This window comes from Kitasatospora sp. MBT63, assembly GCF_000710465.2.
Classification (GTDB): domain Bacteria; phylum Actinomycetota; class Actinomycetes; order Streptomycetales; family Streptomycetaceae; genus Kitasatospora.
Window position 1 is genome coordinate 1 of record NZ_JAIZ01000729.1, and the last position, 2762, is coordinate 2762.

General features: G+C 75.9%; 2 protein-coding genes. One reads left to right on the forward strand and one right to left on the reverse strand.

All coding sequences use genetic code 11. The annotated features are described in order from the left end of the window. Window positions 1–1661, reverse strand: a 1661-nt coding sequence (locus AA75_RS37870) for a hypothetical protein (protein ID WP_233289360.1), incomplete at its 3' end; no start/stop codon positions are given. A gap of 299 nt (window positions 1662–1960) precedes the next feature. Here AA75_RS37870 and AA75_RS37875 point away from each other — a divergent pair. After that, entirely contained in the window at window positions 1961–2725 is a 765-nt protein-coding gene (locus AA75_RS37875) for a 3-hydroxybutyrate dehydrogenase (protein WP_033824977.1), read from the forward strand. The last annotated feature ends 37 nt before the right edge of the window (window positions 2726–2762 follow it).

Genomic DNA, 2762 nt, shown 5'->3' on the forward strand with positions numbered 1-2762 from the left:
CGGGCGGCATCCTCGAAGGCGCGCACCGCCGGGTGGCTGCGGTAGGGGGCGAGGCGGCGGTGGAAGTCGCGCAGGTACTCGACGGTGCGGGCGGAGCGCATCTCACCGGCGGCGCGCAGCGCGTCGGTGGCCATGCCGCAGGCCTCCTCGGCCTCGCCGAGGCCGAGCCGGGCGGAGGCCAGCACCAGGCGGCAGAGGATCCGGCTGCGGGCGTAGGCGGGCCCGCGCAGCCGTAGGGACTTCTCGGCGTGCTGGGCGGCGGGCCGCCACTGCTGGAGGTCGCGGTAGCAGTGGGCGAACTCGTCGGCGAGCTGGGCGTCGTCGAAGTAGCGGGCCCAGGAGGGGACTTCGTCGCCCGTACGGCCGGTCGCGAGGGCCCGCTCGCAGCGCACCAGCGCGGTGGTGCAGGAGCGGACGTCGCCGAGCAGGGCGTGGCCGCGGGCCTCGGCGGCGTGCATCAGCGCCTGCACCACGGGCACCGCGGTGGTGCCGACGCCCTGCTGGGCGACCCGGGCGAGCTGGATCGCCTCCCGGGCGTGCCCGAGGTGGACGGCCTGCTGGCTCATGGTGGTGAGGATGAAGCCGCCGAGCACTCTGTCCCCCGCCGCCTGGGACAGCCGCAGCGCCTGGACGAAGTAGCGCTGGGCCAGCCCGTGCGCGGCGATGTCGAACGAGGTCCAGCCGGCCAGCCTGGTCAGGTCCGCGACGGCGCTGAACAGGGCCCGGCCGACCGGTTCGCCGTAGCGGCCGCGCAGCATCGGCTCGGCCTCGCTCTCCAGGTAGCGGACCAGCGCCTGCCGGGCGTGGCCTCCGCCGTACGCCTGGTCGAGGGCGCGGAAGAGGTCACCGACCGCGCGGATGGCCGCGATGTCGCCCCGGCCGACCCGGACCTGCGGCCGGTGGTCGCGGGCGGTCTCGGCCTGCTCCGGTCCGGCCGCGGGCGGGCGGCGGCTCTGCTGCGGCACCCGGGCCTGCTGGGGCACCCGGGGTGCCGCGCCGGGCAGGCCGGCCCTGGCGACGGCCGGCTCCGGGCGCCCGTCGGCGGTGTCCGGGGCCGGCGGCGCGGAGCCGTCCCGGGCGACCCGTTCGTCGGTGCGACCGATCAGCCAGTCCCGGCTGGGGACCACCAGGCCGGCCGGGGTGAAGGCGATCTTGCGGAGTTCGGCGTACGGGCCGTTGTCCTTGCGCCACATCGACGCGACGATGTCCACGGCCTCCTGCGGCGTCTCGGCGAACTCGAGCCCGGCGTAGACCGGGGCGCAGGCGTCCAGGCCGGCGTCCTGCGCGGTCAGCCGGCGGCCGAGGCGGCGGGTGAAGACCTCGGCGATCAGCGCGGGGGTCGCGCCGCGCGGCTGCTGGCCGCGCAGCCAGCGGGTCACCGAGGTCTTGTCGTAGCGCAGGTCGAGCCCGTGCTCCAGGCCGAGTTGGTCGACCCGCCGGGCGAGGCCGGCGTGCGAGAAGCCTGACTCCTCGATGAGCGCCGCGAGCTGAGGGTTCTGGGTCCGGACCGGACCTCCGGCCGGGTCGGCCGGGGGCACCGCGGCGGCGGGCCCGGCGGGCACCTGCGCGGCGGCCCCGTCCGGCACGTCGTGCGGGTCGTGCAGGTCGAGCGGATCGAGCGGTCCGTACGCCGGGCTGTCGGTTGCAGGCCGTTGGGGCATGTCTGTCAACACCTCTCGAGCGCCGCACCGGATCCCCCCGGTGCTCGGGGCGGCGCCCCTGTCGGGAATCGGCGTGAATGTAGCGAGCATTCGGGCGCTATGGGCGGATCTGGGCGGGCAATCCTCCGAACGGGTGATGCATTGGCGTCCGTTGTGGGGAAGCTCCGGCCCGGCGTGTTTGGGTTGGGGGTCGGCTGTCCCGAATCGCCGCACATGGCGCGACCCCCCATGCGGCCCTCCCCCGCTATGGCTGCCGGGCACATAGGAGTGCGGGCCCGCCCTTCCTACCGTTCTCGGCCATGGACACCACTTCCGCGCCGCCCTCGCTCGGCGGCCGCACCGCCCTGGTCACCGGTGCCGCCTCCGGCATCGGCCGGGCCTGCGCCGAGGCGCTCGCCGCGGCCGGCGCCCGGGTGTACGTCGTCGACCTCAGTGCGGGCCCGGCCGGGGAGTTGGCCGCGCGGATCGGCGGGACGGCCGTCGTCGCCGACCTGGCCGACCCCCGCGCGGTGGACGCTTTGCCCGACGACGCCGACATCGTCGTCAACAACGCCGGCCTGCAGCACATCGCGCCGCTGCACGAGTTCCCGCCGGAGCGGTTCGCCCAGATCCAGCGGGTGATGGTGGAGGCGCCGTTCCGGATCCTGCGCCGCACCCTGCCGCACATGTACCGGCAGGGGTGGGGACGGATCGTCAACATCTCCTCCGTGCACGGGCTGCGGGCGAGCCCCTACAAGTCCGCGTACGTCACCGCCAAGCACGCCCTGGAGGGGCTGAGCAAGACGGCGGCCCTGGAGGGCGCCCCGCACGGCGTCACCAGCAACTGCGTCAACCCGGCCTACGTCCGCACCCCGCTGGTGGAGCGGCAGATCGCCGCCCAGGCCGCCGCCCACGGCATCCCCGAGGACGAGGTGGTCGAGCGGATCATGCTCGACCGGACCGCCGTCAAGCGGCTGATCGAGCCCGCCGAGGTGGCCGCACTGGCGCTGTGGCTGTGCTCCCCGGCCGCCGCCTACATCACCGGCGCCAGCCTGCCCGTCGACGGCGGCTGGACCGCGTACTGACACCGCGCCTCCCCCGCGCCGCCCCGCCCCGCCCCGT